10 protein-coding genes are annotated in these 17,956 nt (G+C 43.6%); 5 read left to right on the forward strand and 5 right to left on the reverse strand.

All coding sequences use genetic code 11. The annotated features are described in order from the left end of the window. Positions 1-174: 174 nt before the first annotated feature. The 5 genes from M9189_RS09150 to M9189_RS09170 are packed head-to-tail and all read right to left on the reverse strand — an operon-like array spanning position 175 to position 10,391. Positions 175-1,734, reverse strand: a complete 1,560-nt coding sequence (locus M9189_RS09150; RefSeq protein ID WP_250722563.1) for a carboxylesterase/lipase family protein — start codon at positions 1,732-1,734, stop codon at positions 175-177. 9 nt (positions 1,735-1,743) lie between these two features. After that, on the reverse strand, positions 1,744-2,898 hold the full coding sequence (locus M9189_RS09155; RefSeq protein WP_250722568.1) for an alpha/beta hydrolase: 1,155 nt from the start codon (positions 2,896-2,898) through the stop codon (positions 1,744-1,746). A 40-nt stretch (positions 2,899-2,938) separates the two neighbouring features. Beyond that, entirely contained in the window at positions 2,939-5,533 is a 2,595-nt protein-coding gene (gene xyl3A, locus M9189_RS09160; protein ID WP_250722570.1) for a xylan 1,4-beta-xylosidase, read from the reverse strand. A 47-nt stretch (positions 5,534-5,580) separates the two neighbouring features. After that, the gene (locus M9189_RS09165; protein WP_250722579.1) at positions 5,581-6,426 is read right to left on the reverse strand and encodes an alpha/beta hydrolase; all 846 of its coding nucleotides are present in this window, start codon (positions 6,424-6,426) and stop codon (positions 5,581-5,583) included. Between the two features lie 50 nt (positions 6,427-6,476). Then, positions 6,477-10,391 carry a hybrid sensor histidine kinase/response regulator transcription factor gene (locus M9189_RS09170; RefSeq protein ID WP_250722581.1) on the reverse strand — a complete coding sequence of 1,305 codons (3,915 nt, stop codon included), beginning with the start codon at positions 10,389-10,391 and terminating at the stop codon, positions 6,477-6,479. A gap of 294 nt (positions 10,392-10,685) precedes the next feature. On the opposite strand from M9189_RS09170, the gene M9189_RS09175 reads away from it, so the two are divergent. The 5 genes from M9189_RS09175 (at position 10,686) to prfA (ending at position 17,935) form a co-directional block, all read left to right on the forward strand. Then, positions 10,686-11,831: an AI-2E family transporter gene (locus tag M9189_RS09175; RefSeq protein ID WP_250722583.1), complete on the forward strand. Its 1,146-nt coding sequence runs from the start codon at positions 10,686-10,688 to the stop codon at positions 11,829-11,831. 70 nt (positions 11,832-11,901) lie between these two features. Continuing rightward, entirely contained in the window at positions 11,902-13,299 is a 1,398-nt protein-coding gene (gene lpdA, locus M9189_RS09180; RefSeq protein WP_250722584.1) for a dihydrolipoyl dehydrogenase, read from the forward strand. Between the two features lie 253 nt (positions 13,300-13,552). Then, positions 13,553-15,517 (forward strand): PorE family type IX secretion system protein, encoded by a 1,965-nt coding sequence (porE, locus tag M9189_RS09185; RefSeq protein WP_250722586.1) that lies wholly within the window; start codon positions 13,553-13,555, stop codon positions 15,515-15,517. A gap of 65 nt (positions 15,518-15,582) precedes the next feature. Next, complete coding sequence (locus tag M9189_RS09190; protein ID WP_250722588.1) at positions 15,583-16,752, forward strand: AIR synthase related protein; 1,170 nt, start codon at positions 15,583-15,585, stop codon at positions 16,750-16,752. 94 nt (positions 16,753-16,846) lie between these two features. Beyond that, on the forward strand, positions 16,847-17,935 hold the full coding sequence (gene prfA / locus M9189_RS09195) for a peptide chain release factor 1 (protein WP_250722590.1): 1,089 nt from the start codon (positions 16,847-16,849) through the stop codon (positions 17,933-17,935). Positions 17,936-17,956: the final 21 nt, after the last annotated feature.

Consider the following 17,956-nt stretch of genomic DNA (forward strand, 5'->3'; position numbering starts at 1 on the left):
GGAAATTCCTTTAGCTAAGCATCACGAAAAGTACAGTAGCCTTTTTCTATACAGAAAATACAGACCAGTATCTATCAGAATAATAAATGGCGGCATCTATGATAACTCTGCAACTATATACAAAAAGGGGCCGCCTCGGCAGAGGCAGCCCCGTCAAATTCAATACTATTAAAACTATTGAGCCCAGGCAGCACCTTCAGGAGAACGTCTCCATTCAAAGTATCTATCCATTACTTTCAGGGCATCCTCATCAGGTACCTGACCTACATAGGGTTCAGGACACAGGTACATTACCCTGCCATTTTCAGGATCAAATGCAGGCCATTCAGGAAGGCCCTCTCCATTGGGATCACCATTCTTAGCAAAGTTGGTCCAATAGCCAGCCATTATTTCGGCAAGTGCTACATCCCTTTCCGTAGATTCCTGATTCAGGTTCATAAATACAAAGGCCACATCCATACCGTGCGGACTACCGGCATCAGCCATTGGAGAGTCAGCAGGATATTCAGGATGGTGGTCGAAATAATAATAGTAAACTGGCGCTTTACCTGTCTTGCATTGCAGTCGGGCCCAGCTCCATGTTTGCCATCCAAATGCAGCATCTCTCATCAGATTGCGAGCAGAACGTGGAATTCTGTCTTCAGCAACGGGATAAACCGCAAGTAGGGAATCAGCATAGGGGCCAAACCTCCTGGCTACTCCCTCAACAAACTCTTCCGGAGTGCGTCCTGAGGGGAAACTAAGACCTTCGTCAGAGTTGTATCCTATTAATACAGATACATCATTATACTCACCAGCTTCATATAGTTTAAACTGATCGTCAGGAATTACATAACCATCTACAATGGGCCATCCTCCTGGTTGTTCCCATCTCACAGGAATTAGCTTTTCTGCATCCAGCTTTCTAAGTTCATCGATTGTTGAAACCCCATACTGGTTCATAAAATCCACTCCGTCCTGTTCTGCCACCTGGAGTACCTTCATATTCTCTCCGGGATAGGTTGTAGGTCTCGATGGACCGAAAGAACCACCACTCTGTGAAATAGCTTTCTGAAACAAGCCTTTGGCCAGAGGAGATGCACAAAGCATGCTGACAGAGATACCTCCGGCAGACTCACCAAAGATTGTTACATTATCAGGATCTCCCCCAAAAGCCTCAATATTATCCTTGATCCACTGAAGTCCTGCAATCTGGTCAAGCAGACCGTAGTTGCCTGAGGTACCGGATGGACTCTCAGCACTTAGTTGGGGATGAGCAAGGAAGCCCAATTGTCCAACTCTGTATGTAACACTTACCAGTACTACTCCCTTCTTTGCAAGTCTGGCACCATCATAGGTAGGATCGCCTGTAGAACCAAAGCTGAAACCTCCGCCATAAATCCATACAAGTACGGGCAGCTTCTCTTTTTCCGAGCTTGCCGGAGTCCAGATATTCAGGTAAAGACAGTCTTCGCTTTTTCCTTCTGCAGGACTACCTGACTGCATTGGTGCAGGACCAAACTGCTTGGCTTCCCTTACACCTTCCCATGCCACAGGTGGTTGCGGGGCCTTCCATCTCAGTTCCCCAACCGGAGGAGCTGCAAAAGGAACACCCTTGAAAACTCTCAAACCATCTTCAATAGTTCCCTCAAGAATACCTTCCCTGACTTTAACCTGTTCAGGCGAAAGGGTATTGCATGAGACAACTATTGCAGCAAGAAATGCTGCAATAGTTGTATTAATAAGATTCTTCATTACTGATGATTATTTGAACAGTTGCTGAGCAAACTGATAGAAAGATCTTCTCCAGGTCTGCCATTCGTGAGCCGTATCCTGAGATACATAGAAGCTGGTCTTGATACCCAAAGCATTTACCTGTTCAGTATTAGTCTTTGGATCACCCCCCATGCTGTATCTTCCACTTTCAAGTTCCCTGCTACCGTAACCGATAAACAGAAGCTTAACATTTTGCTTGAATTCAGGGTTTTGTTCAATATCTGCAGGGGAAATACTACCTCCGCTAAACATACCAACATAACCAAAGACATCAGAATTACCAAGGGTAATGGCGCGGGTTTGCATACCACCCATTGAAAGACCAGCCATAGCTCTGTGTGCATTATCCGGTATAGTGCGATATACAGAGTCTATCATTGGTATAATATCCTGTAGAAGAGTGTTCTTAAAACCATCAGCCCATCCTGCAGGAGGCCATGGTTCGCCTTCCCTTCTGGGAGCCATGGGACCAGTAGGTCTCCATGTACCGTTGTCCATTACGATAATGAAAGGAACAGCCTTACCATCCGCAATAAGGTTATCCAATATCAGGTTAGCCTTACCTTGTGATGCCCAGCCAGTTTCATCTTCACCACCACCATGTTGCAGGTAGAGAACAGGATAACGTGCATCGGGATTGCTTTCATAGCATGGAGGAGTGTAAACAAAACAACGTCTGATAGTTCCGCTAACTTTTGAATAGTATAGATGCTGTCTTACAACTCCATGGGGAACATTCTTAAGTGCATAGATCTCTGCATCAGCAGCAGGAACTTCAACTGCGCTTCCCCAACGGGAAGCTCCGTAGAAAAACAAAGTACCGGGATCCGGAACTGAAGCTCCGTCAACATTCAACTGATAGTAGTGGAAACCTTCGTCCTGAGGATCTGATTCACCAGTCCATAGCCCATTTTCATCCTTCACCATGTCATACTTCACACCGCCAATATCCAGCTTTACGCTAGTTGCCTCAGGAGCAAGAAGTTGAGCTCTTACTCGTCTTTCAGAATTAACCATTGGATACTCTTTCCCAGCCTGATTTAATTCAGATGGCTTGAAATCTTCAACCACCTGAGCCTGGGTCATTAAGCAGGAACCTAACATGGCAAGCCCGACTGCTAGAATTGATACTGCTGTTTTCATAGAAAGGATTTAGTTATTAAAGCGTGATATATGTACTTATTTACTTAACGCTCACAACAAAGCTCTTCAGGTCCTTGTCCACAGAGTTATTTCCATACAGCACCTCATACTCTCCAGGAGCAACTGTCATTGCTCTTTCATCCCAACTGTAAAACTCGAAAGCAGAAGGATCTAGTGAAATGGCAACATTAGCTGTCTTTCCGGCACCAATTTCTACCCTTTGAAATGCCTTTAAAGTCTTGAGCGGGCCATCAATATCACCAATCTTTCTTATATAAACCTGAACTATCTCAGTGCCGCTACGCTTACCGGCATTTTTAACAGGAATTGTAAAGTTTAATGTCTCATCCTTGCTAATCTCAGTCTTGCCCACCTGAGCTTTGCCTATCTCAAATTTGGTGTAGCTAAGTCCGTAACCAAAGGGGAAAAGTGCATCATTCGTGTACCTGTAGGTACGTCCCTTCATTGAGTAGTCTTCGATATCTCCCAGATTGTCAGAACTGCGATAGAATGATACGGGCAGTTTACCCCCTGGATTGTAGTCACCAAAGAGTACATCGGCAACAGCAAGACCACCCATCTCACCCGGATACCATGCCTGTAGTATCGCCTCACAGCTTGCCAGTTCTGGTTCAAGTGTGATAGCAGAACCTGTACAGTTGACAAAGATGATCTTCTTGCCGGCTGCTTTAAGGGCTTTCAGACAGTTGCGCTGAACTGCTGGCAATTCGATATCGGTGCGGTCACCACCCTTAAATCCGGGATAGGAAACCGGCATCTCTTCACCTTCAAGCATACCTGACAAACCCCCAACAAAGATTACTGTATTGATACCCTTAAGTCTCTCTACAAGCGCCGAATAGTCAACATTCTCCTCCCTGCCTAAATCAAATTCTATATTGGCTACCCAGTTTTCTCTCTGAGCAAAACGAATCTCAATTCTGTAAGTCTTTCCCTTTTCAACCTTCAGTGGAATCCTTGAAGTCAGAGTGCGCCAGTTGACATACGACTCCATCTTCTCACCATTGACAATCAGTTCAAACAAACCGGTAGCACCACCCTTAAATACTATTTCTTCAGTAACAGAAGGAATAAACTCGGTTTCATAAACTGCAGAGAAGCCAAAGAGCTTAACTCCGGGAGCAAATTCATGCTGACCGGCAGCAGTCTGCTTGAGAGGATTAACAATCTGCTGAACTGCTACAGGTTCCCCTTCAAAGTCAGGATGATTCCAGTATGTAGCCTTAAAACCGGGCTTACCTTCAAATGAAAGCTGTCCGAAATAGCTGATTGTTACTTTGTCATCAACAAGGTCAACCCCTTTTTCATAATAGACCTGATTTTTGTCAACCTTTGTAAGAATTCCTTCAAGGATGGAGATAGTCTCAATAGGAGTCCCGTTGTAATTACCCCATAGCATCTTTTCGTCAGCAGCATTGGGACCAATAACAGCAACTTTCTTAATATTCTTGCTTAATGGCAGAATATTGTTCCTGTTGTGCAACAAAGTCATCGTCTGCTGAGCCATCTCATAGGCCAGCTTTTTATGCTTTTCACTGTTAAGCACAGATTCAGGGATCTGTGCCCATGGCACGATAGAGTCCGGATCAAAGTCACCTAAGTCGAAGCGTCCGACAAGAACCCTCATCAGGCTCCTGTCCATATCCTCCTCTGTAATCAGATCCATCTCCAATGCCTTTGGAAGATCCTTATATGAATAGTTGTCCCAGATACATTCCAGGTCAGCACCGGCCAAAAGTCCACGTGCAGCAGCATGTATCCTGTCTGAAGAAACATTGTGTGTTGTGTAGAAGTCGGTAATAGCACCACAGTCCGTAACAACCAGATATTTAAAACCCCATTCGTCACGTAGTATGCGTTGCAATAATCTGATATTACTACAGCAAGGTTCATCCTCCAGTCTCTGATATGCACACATTACCTGACGCACATCACCTTCCTGAACCAATGCCTTAAATGCAGGCATATAGGTCTCATAAAACTCCCTTGGACTAACATCGGTAACATTAAGTTCGTGTCTGCTCCATTCAGGTCCGGAGTGCACTGAATAGTGCTTGGCACAGGCAAGAAGCTTACGATACTTAGCATCTTCTGGCCCTTGTAAACCCTTTACAACCTGAAGCCCCATTCGGGTCATCAGATATGGGTCCTCACCATAGGTTTCCTGCCCGCGTCCCCATCTTGGATCCCTGAAAATATTGACATTGGGAGTCCAAACCGAAAGGCTAAGAAATCTCCTGTTTTGCTCTCCCCTGCGCATAGCCTGGTGATACTTGGCTCTACCTTCATCTGAAACTGCATCGAATATCCTATAGACCAGCTCGTCATTAAAGGAAGCTGCCATACCAATAGGTTGTGGAAATACAGTAACGCTGTCATTATTGGCGTATCCGTGCAAGGCCTCACTCCACCAGTTAAACTTCTTGATTCCAAGTCTGGGTATTGCATCAGACTGATCACATAGCAAAGCAGCTTTCTCTTCAACTGTAAGTCTGGAGATCAAATCTTTTGCCCTGTCTTCAGAACTTAGGGAAGGGTCCTGAAACGGATATTGCTGGCCACTGACCCATATAGGTAATGCCAACAAGATAAACAAAACAGTCTTTAGTCTCATCCTTTTTAACTTCTATTATTTTTTAGACTTATAAAAACACTAATGGATTAATCACGACTTTTGAAAATAAGCTGTACATAATGATACAGGTCATCCTTCCATACCTCGAAATCGTGCTTTCCACCTGGAATTACTCTATAAATATGAGGTACGTTATTTTTCTCAAGATACTCGTGTGTGCGGCTGCTAAAACTGATAAGATTATCAGCATCTCCACAGGATATATAAAGCAGGTTAAGCATATCAGTAGCTTTAGCCGGATCTGGCACTAGTTGCTCAGGAACCTTGGTATTGGGAGCAGAAGAAAATCCGCCTACCCAAGAGAAGACCTCAAGATTACCCAGTCCAAAGTTGAGTGACTGTCCGCCTCCCATTGAAAGACCGGCTATAGCACGACTCTCACGATCTTTTATAACTGAATATTCTTTTTCTACAAAGGGAATCAAATCATTAATCAGGTCTTTTTCAAAGTTTGCAAAGGCCTGCGTCATTTCAGGACCATAGATATTACCTTCTGCACGGTCATTCTTCTTTGCACGTCCATTTGGCAATACAACAATCATGGGCTCCATCTTGCCCTGAGCTATCAGATTGTCGAAAATAATATGAGGTACTCCATTGTTGTACCATTCGCTCTCATCACCTCCGATTCCATGAAGCAGATACAATACCGGGTAGCTGACTTCTTTTGAATATCCCGGAGGAGTATATATTCTAACTTGTCTTACAGTATCAACAGTAGTTGAAAAGTAGCTTACAAGTTCAACTTTTCCTGCAGGTATGTCCGGATTGAATATATCAAATCCCTCAGGAGCCTTATCAAGGACTTGTCCTGACCATGCAAATTGAGCCATAAACATCAGCAGTACAGGTAATACGATTATTCTTTTCATAAAAAAGGTATTTTTTAATAATTGTACCGCTAATTTAAGGATAATTCAATCTATAGCAGAAATTCTGATGGCGGTTTTCCATAATGTTTTCGAAATACGGTGCTGAAATAAGCCACACTTGAGAATCCGCACATCTCACTTACCTCGGTAATTGTATATCGTTTTGTAATAAGCAAATCCATCGCTTTCTTCATCCTCGCAGATTTGATAAGATCAGTTGGGGAAAGCCCTGTAAGGCTCTTCACCTTCTTGTATAGCAGGGAACCGCTAACATTCATCTGACTGGCAAAATCGTCCTTACCAAACTCAGGGTTGGACATATTGTCTCTTACAACCTGCATGGCCCTCCTGACAAATTGCTCATTCAGGTCATTTTCCAGCAACGGACCTTCAGTGGCTTCATCGGAAACAGGATCCAATAGCCTCTCCCTCATCAGGTTCCTGTTGGAAATAATAGTACTAATCTGCCTTATCAGCAAAGTCATATCAAATGGCTTTGTCACATATGCATCGGCCCCGAGGCCGATGCCATGCATCTGGTCGGATTTCTCTGACAAGGCAGTAAGCAATATTACAGGGATGTGAGAAGTCTCATATCCTGATTTTATCAGACGGCACAATTCAAACCCGTCCATTTCAGGCATAAGCACATCAGAGATCACCAGGTCGGGCAATTCCTGTTTTATATAATCCCATGCCTCCTTACCGTTAGCCATGGTCCTTACAGTGAATTCGGAACTTAGTGCTGCATACATGAAGTTCCTCAGCTTGTCATTATCCTCTACAACCAGGATGCTGGAATGCTTTTCTATGCTGCTGTCCTCTGCCGAAAAGTTGCCAAGGATTTTTTCAACAGGAGAGTCTGAAGCTGCTACAGGATCCATGGATTCTGTCTCCGGGGCCATATCAAACAAATAAGGCATCTCGACTACAAATACAGACCCTTTGTTTTCACGGCTTTCAAACCAGACCTTACCCAGGTGTCTTTCAACAATGTTCCTTACCATCAGCAAACCTATGCCAGAACCAAGTATTTCGGAGTTGACAGCATTGTCACTGCGATAAAATTCCTTGAACAGATGCTTCTGTCCCTTTTCACTTATTCCAATTCCGTAGTCCCTGACACTGAACACCCATTGCCTCTTTTCGGCTGTAAATCTGATCTCGACCTTCCCGCCTTTCTTCGAGTACTTAATAGCATTGGAAATCAGGTTGTCGAAAACCTGAGATACAAGATCTACATCAGCCACAGCCTCACATGACTCCGTGTTGCTTTGAAAATCCAAACTAATATCATTACTCCTGGCATAGGTCTCAAACATGCTGATTCTCTGGAATATGAGGCTAACAACATCAAACTTAGAAAACTTAAGTTGGTGCTTCTTTCTGTCAAACTTCTGGAAGTCAAGAAGACGGGTCGCCAGTTTCAGAAGTCCCATGATCTGGCTACTGGCCAGATCAAGATAGTATTTTCCCCTTTCGGTATAGGAGCCTTCCTTACGCAGCTCTTCCACAGGACCACTAATAAGGGTAAGCGCAGTCCTGATTTCGTGTGCCATATTGGCAAAATAGCTGATCTTCTCTTCAGAGTGAAGTTTCTCCAAAAGACTTATATGATACCTCACGGAAAAGAAAATTATGGCAGAAGCACCAACAAAAATAAAGGTCAGAAACCACCAGGTACTCCAGAAGGGAGGATCTACGGAGAGCAGCAAACTGCGCTCATCAATGATCTGCGACAGAGAGCTGTTAAACAGCCTTATCTTCAGATTATGAGTTCCACTGGGCAGGTTAGTAAAGGTAAGCATCCGGTTGAGCGACGGCTCACTCCAGTGCTCATCCATTCCTTCAATCATCCAGGAGATCTTGGTCTCAGGTCCTATGGTACCCTTAGCCACTATCTCTATAGTAACAGTCTGATTATAATCAACATTCAGTTTCTCAAGTTTATCAACCGGAACCACCAGATCATAGACTTCACTGTCTCTGATGGTCCTTCCTGCCACGAAGATATTTTGCAGAAAGATTTCCCCCTGTTCATCTGAAGGTTTGAGTTCATCTGGATTGAATAGAATAGCCCCAAGGTTGGTACCGAAGATCAGTCGCCCATCCTGCAGTACAAATGCTGCACGAGGGTTGAAAGAAGCGTTCGACAGCCTCAATATTGAAGAGTAGGTAGTAACCTGTCCGGAAGCCGGATCAAAACGGCAGAGGCCGTTTTCTGTTCCCAACCAGAAATAATCTCCAAGCCTAAGAATACTGTTTAAAAAATTTGAAGGCAGTCCATTATCAACGGAATAAAGGACCTCCTCACGAGTGTTCAGGTCTATGCTGAGTAGTCCGCCTCCACTTGTACAACACCATACCTTCCTATCTTCCACAAGGATATCATTGATAATGTATCCATTGATCAGCCTCTCCATCTGACGAGTCTGCTTATTGAGCTTCACCAGTCCATAGGTACAGCCAAGTAGCATCTCTTCTGTATTGAGTTCCTTGAGTACATACACCGGTTCCTCATTGTACTCAACAAGATGCCTGTTTGCCCTATCGTAACGAAGTACTCTCTCAACAACACCGGCAATCCAAAGATCTCCGGAACTATCCTCGGTTATATCGAATATAAAATCCCCAAGATCAAGGTTCCCATCTCCAGGTGTAAAGTAATGATCAAGCACCCGGCCTGATTTTCTGTCTAAAGTATAGATCCCTTCAGACCAGGTGCCCGCCCATATTTTACCCTGACTGTCACCATATACTGATAGTATTATCAGGGCCTGTTCTTTATCCCTTTTCAGAAAATTATGCCAGACATTGGTATGGGGATCCCAGCGACTGAGCCCGTTGTTGGTGGCAAACCAAACTTTCCCGTCCTCATCCTGAAAAATATCATTGATTACATTGTTGATTAGCGAGTTGGGATTGTTGACCACGTGCCTGATTCTCATAACACCGGCATCCGATTGTCCAAAGAATGAGAGTCCACCGCTATAGGTGCAAACCCAAACCCGGTTATTACTGGCACGGTAAATATCATAGACTCCGTTGCCATCAAGGGAAAGAGGGTTGTCCGCATCTTCCCTGTAAACTTTATAGACTTCAGTGGTTTCCCTGTTTACCTCCCACAGTCCCTGACCATCAAAGCCCAGCAGCAGCGTAGTATCGCTGCTGACCTCCACAGCCAGAACAGGCTGCTTTGGAAGTTGGTTGTTGACTGCTACTCTTATGTCTCCTCTTTTTATATCAAGGTACATCAGAGTACCTGCTATCGTCCCTGTCCACAATCTATATTTCTCCTTATCATAGTACATTCTGGATATTGAGGAGTTGTCAGAGAGTCCCTTAAACGGGAAAGTCTTGGTCACATAATTATGTTTGTTAATCAGATGAATACCCTCAGCCGTCGCAAAAAAGAAATGATCCTCATCCTGCCACTCTACATAACCGGCATCCTGCATCTGCCCGCTTACAAGCACGTATCCCCTATCTTGATCATAACTATAAAGTCCTGAAGACGTTGGGATGTACAACACATTCTCAGAATCAACAAGGGCACTCCTGATATGTAAGTGACGATCACCCAGATAATCCCTTACATCCAGGTAAAAATCAAAACGGTCGAGTATGGTGTTATACTTAAAAAACTGGCCATTGTTGGAAAAAGCAAACAGCCCGCTACTGCCATATACAAGAGATATTGTTATAGCATCAGGGGTCTTGAAAGGAAGTCCATATGACCTGAGATCATGCTCGGTCAACCTGAGTATCCCTGTCTTTGAAGAAACCCAGATAAACCCATCTGCATCTTCAACAACGGAGTTTGCCCCCCGGAATGAAATCCCGTATATGTCATTTATATTATAGAAATTCCTGTCATCAAACCTGGTACCTTCAACAGTGGTATAGCAGGAGGATGATATCAGGAACAGGAAGAGAGCAATCTTCCATTGATTATAAAACAACATACCCTATCTGTTTCGTGTGTGATACCAAAAGCAAGCAAAAAAAGAGGTCTGAAACAAACCTAATAAGGTCAGGATTAGTTAGGTTAAAAGAGTAAATTCAGCGGTAAAGGTCCAGGTTAAAATGTTTGCCAGGACTAAGATCAGAGTAGCAAATATAGCCTTTACGAGGCACAATAGCATTCTAATTTACAATTTTATACTTAAACTATTGTATTTACTTACTGGTTGACAAACCATTCAAGGGGCTTTGTAATGTCAGCAAATTGTACTACATTTCTTTCAAATCCATCTTATATGAGCAACTCCCCTGAAAGAAAATTTGTAATACCATGGTATCTGAAGATTACCACGATACTATTAGGTCTGATTCTACTTGTTGTAATTATGCAACAGGCAAAGTCCATCCTTGTACCAATTCTAATATCTGGCTTACTGGCGATACTATTCAGTCCTGTGGCCTCCTGGCTGGAGGCCAGGAGGGTTGGTAAAACATGGTCTGCGTTGTTAAGTTTGGTAACCATGCTGGCACTTATTGGTGGAGTGATATTCTTCTTTTATAACCAGGCTCTTAGATTCTCGGCTGATCTGGCAGGTATTGAAGAGCGTATTGGTGAACTGGTGGTTGTAATCAACAACTTTCTGGCTGAGTATATTGACGGGGTTGTTCCAATTTCAGTCGACAATATCAAGGAGGTCATAATTAATCAGTTAGCCAAGAATGCAAATATTCTCTCTCAGGGCATAATGGCAACGGCAGAAACCCTTACCCTCCTGTTTATAATACCCATCTATGTATTTCTGTTTATCTTCTACAGACGCTTTATTATCGAATTCTTCCTTAAAGCATTTCCTAACAAGCATGAGACCAAGGTTACAACAGCCATAGCCAATATAAGGACTGTTGTACAGAAATACATAAAGGGTGCCTTTATTGTGATATTAATACTTTCAGTTCTGAATTTCACAGCACTTTCGATTATTGGAATTAAACATGCTCTACTGTTTGCGGTTTTTGCCGGCTTTTTGAATGTCATCCCTTATGTGGGTCCCATTATTGGATCAACTCTTCCTATTGCCTATGCACTGCTTACAACCGATTCGCTGTGGTATCCCATTGCTGTGTTTGCCTCCTTCTATGTTATCCAGACAATAGAAGGCAATTTCCTTACACCCAAGATCACTGGTTCACAGGTGTCATTAAATCCCCTGATGACCATTATCGCTTTGTTTGTAGGTAATTTTATATGGGGACTTGCAGGTATGATTCTCTTTGTTCCGGGACTTGCAATACTTAAGGTTATCTTCGACGAAATAGAAGGAATGGAAGCATACAGCTTCCTGCTAAGCACCGTAAAAGGCGGCAGGAGACGCTCTCTTAAGGAACAAACGATGATCGCGAAACTAAAAAATGTACTGAGTATGAAAAAGAATAATCCTTGAACTTTCTTTTCATAAGTTTGTTAAATAGCCGTAAATGAAAGCCAATTGATCAACACAAAATACAATAGTAATGGAAAAATATGACTTGATAGTAATCGGGAGTGGTCCCGGAGGATATGTAACCGCCATCAGAGCTTCCCAACTGGGTCGTAAGACTGCTATCGTTGAGAAAGCCGAACTGGGAGGTGTGTGTTTGAACTGGGGATGTATCCCGACGAAGGCTCTTCTTAAGAGTGCACAGGTCTTCGAATATCTGAACCATGCATCCGATTACGGTATTACAATACAAGGTAAGGCTAATGCTGACTTCTCTGCTATTATCAAAAGAAGCCGTGATGTTGCTGCCGGTATGAGTAAGGGCGTTCAGTTCCTGATGAAGAAAAACAAGATTGACATCATCCAGGGTACTGGAAAGCTTACAAAAGACAAGAAGGTTGAGGTAACAGGGGCTGATGGCAAGAAAACTACTTACGATGCTCCTCATATCGTTTTAGCTACAGGTGCAAGGAGCAGGGAACTGCCAAACCTGCCACAGGATGGTAAGAAAATCATTGGTTACAGACAGGCCCTGACTCTTGACAAACAGCCTGCATCTATGGTGGTTGTAGGTTCAGGTGCCATCGGTAGTGAGTTTGCATATTTCTACAATGCTATAGGTACCAAGGTAACCCTTGTGGAATACCTTGACAACATTGTTCCCCTCGAAGATGAGGAGGTATCAAAGCAACTTGCTACTTCATTCAAGAAGGCAGGTATTGATGTAATGACAGGATCTGAAGTAACCTCAGTTGATACCTCTGGTACTAAGGTTAAGGTAACAATCAAGAGCAAGAAAGGCAAAGAAGAACAGATTGAGGCTGACATCGTACTTTCAGCAGTTGGCATCACACCAAATATTGAAAATATTGGTCTTGAAGAAGCAGGAGTTGTTGTCGAAAAAGGTCGTGTCAAAGTTGATGAATTCTACCGTACTTCGGTTCCCGGTATCTATGCCATCGGTGATATAGTTCCCGGCCAGGCACTTGCACACGTTGCATCTGCTGAAGGTATTATATGTGTAGAAAAGATTGCCGGTCATAATCCAGAACCACTCAACTACAACAATATTCCGGGATGTACCTATACTAGTCCGGAAGTAGCATCAGTTGGTTATACCGAAAAAGCAGCTAAAGAAGCCGGTTATGAACTTAAGATTGGTAAGTTCCCCTACTCTGCTTCAGGTAAGGCAAGTGCTGCCGGACAAAAAGACGGCTTTATAAAACTGATCTTCGATGCCAAATATGGAGAACTGATAGGTGCTCATATGATTGGTGCGAATGTAACTGAAATGATTGCTGAAATAGTGGTAGCTCGTAAGCTGGAGACTACTGGCCATGAGTTATTAAAGGCCGTACACCCTCACCCCACTATGTCGGAAGCAATTATGGAAGCTGCTGCAGCTGCCTATGGCGAAGTTATACACTTGTAACAGGAACTATTGAACCAGTATAACCTGTGATTTGAAATTATACAGACCATGAAGGGGCTATCTCTCGCGAGATAGCCTCTTTTTTATTACCTGTATACCCTCTTTGTTTTAGTTTTCATGGATAGTATTAGTATTTTTCATCTTGCTATTTGTTGCTTTCTTGCAATTATCAGTCATTTTATTAAAATTTAATCCTTTGTTTTGCGTTTATATTTTGACCTTTACCCGTTGAATTCAATATCTTGACTAACAAATGAAGCATAATACTACTCCACAGTTTATATTTTTTCTTCTTTTGATTGCCTTATGCCTGGCAGCCTGCTCACCTGTAAGTAAGCTGGATAGAGCCAGAAAGACTTACGACATAGGTGAGTATTACCGTGCGATTCCAACCCTCAACAAGATTTATCGTAGCGAGAAAAACCAGTATTATAAGGGAGAGGCTTCATTCTATATGGCTGAGAGTTACCGCCATATCAACCAGCCACGCAAAGCAGCATCTGCCTATGGACGGGCAGTGAGGTACAATTACAACAAGAATGAGGCAAAATTGCAGCAGGCACGTCAACTTCTGAAACTGGAAGAATATGAAGATGCTCTTAAGCTCTTCGATGAGTATCTGAAGGAGGCACCTGGAAGACAACTGGCATACAATGGACAGACTTCTGCCAAACTGGGACTAAACCCACCGACTCTTACCCGTTATCAGGTGGAGCCGATAAAAAAGCTCAGTTCGAAGAATAGTGATTACGCTCCCTATCTTGACCCTACGGATCCTTCGCAGATTTATTTCTCGTCAATGCGGATGGCTGGCAAGAAGCGTAAAAAACTTAACCGGATCACAGGTCAGGGATCTTCTGCTATTTATACCTCTATTCTCAATTCAAGAGGAGAATGGCAGGACCCGGAACTTTTCCTGAATCAAAATATGGACGGCTCCTTCGAGGACGGAACCTTTAGCATGACTTCAGACGGCAAGACTGTTTATTTTACCCGTACTCGTTATGAAAAATCACAGCCCATGGCTGCTGAGATATGGATGACTCAAAGTATGGGAGGACGCTGGTCTGAACCTGTGGAAGTGGAACTGGGGCCCGACTCTGTTGTATTTGCCCATCCTGCATTAACTCCCGATGGTAATACGATGTATTTTGTCTCAGATATGAAAGGTAGCATTGGTGGCAAGGATATCTGGAAGGTGGATAAACACGGGGACTCATGGGGAACTCCGGTAAATCTGGGAACTGAAATAAATACCGAAGGGGATGAATTATTTCCCTATATCAGGGAGAATGGAGTGCTTTACTTCAGTTCTGACGGTCTACCCGGTTTTGGTGGACTAGATATCTTTATTGCCGAGCCACAGGACGATGGACGCTGGAAAGTTAGTAATATGGGACGCCCCATCAACTCAAGTGCAGATGATCTGGGTATCACCTTCTACAAAAACAGGGAAGCCGGTTTTATATCATCATCACGTGGAAATGCCAAAGGTTATGAAAGTATATATAGTTTCAACCTGCCTCAGATCCAACCATTAGCATCAGGTACAGTCCGTCTTTCTGGAAATGAAGCACTACCTAGAAATGCTGTTGTCAAGATTGTTGGTACGGACGGGACCAACACCAAGATAAATATAGACCCCTCAGGTTCATTCAGCATGCTACTCAAGCCCGACACTGAGTATTCACTTTTGGTCTCTGTACCAGGCTACCTTAACCATAGTGAGCGGATTAGCACATTAGGAATTAAGGAAAGTAAACAATACTCTCTAGATATCACACTCACCAGCGTTGGAGCTCCAATGATACTCAGCACCCTGCAGTTTGATACCGGTTCTGCAGCTATCAAATCAGAAGCAGAAAAGGAACTGTCACAGATTATAGATATCCTGAATAATAATCCTGATCTAAAAATAGAGATAAGTGCGCATACAGAGGCATCAGGAAACCAGGATACAGACCTTCAACTGTCAAAGCAGAGAGCTGATGCCGTTTATCAATACCTGACTGATAAAGGCATTGACGGAAACAGACTATCTTCCAGAGGTGCCGGCAGCAGCGAGCCCTTTAAAGTGGATGCCAAAACAGCCTCTAAACATGCTTTCCTGCGTGAGAATGATGTACTTACAGAGCAGTTCATACAAAGGCTTAATCGTGCAGATCAGAGAAATGCAGTGAAACTCAACAATCGTGTTGAGTTTACCATTATCAGATAGATTGTTGATGATGCCAAAAGAAAGTGCTATTTTTGCGCACTCAAAATCATACCAAAACGAATATTGTGAGTACCGAATCGCGATATAATCAAAGAGGGGTTTCTGCTTCCAAAGAAGATGTCCACTCGGCCATCAGGAACCTTGACAAGGGCCTTTTCCCAAAGGCCTTCTGCAAGATTGTGCCGGATATCCTTGGAGGCGACGAGGAATGGTGCAATATAATGCATGCTGACGGAGCAGGAACCAAATCATCACTGGCATATATTTACTGGCGTGAAACAGGTGACCTGTCCGTATGGAAGGGAATCGCTCAGGATGCTGTAATAATGAACATTGATGACCTCCTGTGCGTCGGTGCCACCGACAATATTCTGCTTTCATCCACTATCGGTCGTAATAAAAACCTGATACCCGGAGAGGTTATCTCTGCTATTATTAATGGGACAGAGGAAGTTTTGCAGATGTTGCGTGACAATGGTATCCCGATCTGGTCAACTGGAGGTGAAACTGCTGATGTAGGTGACCTTGTCCGTACAGTGATTGTTGACTCAACCGTGGTATGCAGGATGAAAAGAAAGGATGTAATATCCAACCACAATATTCAGGATGGTGATGTAATCGTGGGATTGTCATCATACGGCCGAGCCACATACGAAGATGAATACAACGGCGGTATGGGTTCCAACGGCCTGACTTCGGCCAGACATGATATGTTTGCCCACTACCTTGCTGCAAAATATCCGGAAAGTTTTGATTCAGCTGTACCTGAAGATCTAATCTACTCAGGACCACACAAACTAACCGAAAAGATTGAGGAACTGGGAGTTGATGCTGGTAAACTGGTGCTCTCCCCTACCCGTACCTATGCCCCGGTTATCAAGAAGATTCTGGAAAACTTAAGACCAAATATCCATGGTATGGTTCACTGCTCGGGTGGTGCACAAACCAAGGTGCTTCACTTTGTCGACAAGGTCCATGTTATCAAGGACAACCTATTTGACATACCTCCATTGTTTGCTATGATACAGAAAGCTTCAGGCACCCCCTGGGCTGAGATGTACAAGGTCTTCAACATGGGACACAGAATGGAAATTTACATCAAGCCTGAATTTGCTCAGGAAGTTATAGACATCTCAAAATCCTTCAATATAGAAGCCAAAGTGATAGGCAGAGTTGAGAAGGCTGAAAGCCCCAGATTGACAATCCGCAGCGGCTTCGGCGAATTCTTTTATTAGCTGCTCTAATCCCTAAATTCAGGGGAAGCTGCCACTGCAGCCTTCCCCCGACACTTTATGCTTTCTTTTTTCACAGAATCAAAAAACAATCATCATGGCAATTAATAGTTCTTTATTAGATAAGCTTGAAGTTATCAGGCTTCGTTTCGAGGAAATTAGTACTCAAATTACCGACCCAGAGGTTATATCGGATAACAAGAGATATGTAAAGCTCAACAAAGAGTACAAGGAATTGGAAGAACTGGTACAGGTATCCAAGGAATACAAGAATCTTTTGGAGAATATTAAGAATACAAAGCAGATTCTCAAGGAGGAGAAGGACGAGGAGATGCGTGATATGGCAAAGGAAGAGCTTGATGAAATGGAAGAAAGACTTCCGGCTCTGGAAGAGGAAATCAAAATTCTGCTTCTGCCCTCCGATCCGGAAGATGCCAAGAATGCTGTTGTTGAAATCAGGGCCGGTGCCGGTGGTGATGAAGCCTGTTTGTTTGCCGGCGAGCTCTTCAGAATGTATGTAAAGTATTGTGAGTCCAAAAACTGGAAGGTGGAGGTAACCAACACATCTGAGGGAACTGCAGGTGGTTTCAAGGAAATAGTATTTAATGTTACAGGCAACGGAGTGTATGGTATTCTGAAGTATGAATCGGGTGTTCACCGTGTGCAACGGGTACCACAAACTGAAACACAGGGACGTGTTCATACCTCTGCAGCTACTGTTGCAGTGCTTCCCGAAGCCGAGGAGTTTGATGTTGTTATCCGTAACGAGGATATCCGCAAGGATACCTACTGCTCATCAGGTCCGGGCGGACAGTCAGTCAACACAACCTACTCAGCTATTCGATTGACACACATTCCAACTGGTATCGTTGTTACCTGCCAGGACCAGAAGTCACAGCTTAAGAACCTTGATAAGGCAATGATAGAGCTGCGTACACGTATATACAATCTGGAGTATCAAAAGCGCATGGATGAGATTGCATCCAAGCGTAAGACCATGGTCTCGTCAGGTGACCGTTCAGCCAAGATCAGGACATATAACTTCCCTCAGGGACGTGTAACTGACCACCGTATCAACTTTACAGTCTACAACCTACCTGCAATAATGGATGGTGAAATTGATACCATTATCCACAAGTTGCAGATGGAAGAAAACGCCGAAAGACTTAAAGCTGCCGAGGCTTAATGTAAATTATCTAGTCTGCCT

Origin of the sequence: Xiashengella succiniciproducens (assembly GCF_023674465.1) — a bacterium.
Classification (GTDB): domain Bacteria; phylum Bacteroidota; class Bacteroidia; order Bacteroidales; family Marinilabiliaceae; genus Geofilum; species Geofilum succiniciproducens.